This is a genomic window from Clostridium boliviensis, assembly GCF_033342255.1.
GTDB classification, from domain to species: Bacteria; Bacillota; Clostridia; order Lachnospirales; family Lachnospiraceae; genus Lacrimispora; species Lacrimispora boliviensis.
In genome coordinates, this window is sequence record NZ_JAWONS010000300.1 from 1 (window position 1) to 609 (window position 609).

The 609-nt window shown below is 46.5% G+C and carries 1 protein-coding gene; it reads left to right on the forward strand.

The features are described from left to right. Positions 1-169: 169 nt before the first annotated feature. The gene (locus tag RZO55_RS21620; protein ID WP_318066340.1) at positions 170-490 is read left to right on the forward strand and encodes a YutD family protein; all 321 of its coding nucleotides are present in this window, start codon (positions 170-172) and stop codon (positions 488-490) included. Positions 491-609: the final 119 nt, after the last annotated feature.

Consider the following 609-nt stretch of genomic DNA (forward strand, 5'->3'; position numbering starts at 1 on the left):
TCCTGGTCCCTAGCGTGCCCCGGTGATGAGGGGGTATGCAGGGATGGAGGTGGAAAGGACCGGCGAATCGCTCCAAAAAAGCCCAACCGTTTTTGGATCATTGTATTTTCTTACCTGGATATTGTACCATGGATGATAGAAAAAGGCAGAAATACTGAGGTTGGGTAGCATGAATGTCATCCATATTCAGGGAAAGTCCTACGAGCTTTTGACCAATCATAATGACGCATGGAATGCAGAGGCTTTTCGAAAGCGGTACAGTGATATTCTGAAAAAGTATGACTACATCGTGGGGGATTGGGGATACGGACAACTCCGACTGAAGGGGTTTTTTTCCGACCATCACCCCAAGGCCACCCGGGATAACAAGATCAGTTATTTACAGGAGTACCTGAATGAGTATTGCAATTTTGGTTGCGCCTATTTTGTCCTGAAACAAATTCCTTCCAAAAAAGAGGCGCAATCCCGTAAAAAAAGCCGAAAGGGCTGATATCTGCCACAAATTTTAAAACCCACATTGCGTGGGTTTTTTGTGATCAATACCGGCTTTCTTCCTCCGGGAGTTCTTCATCCTTTTTCGGGTCATCATGGGTGGGATGGCTACCGGGG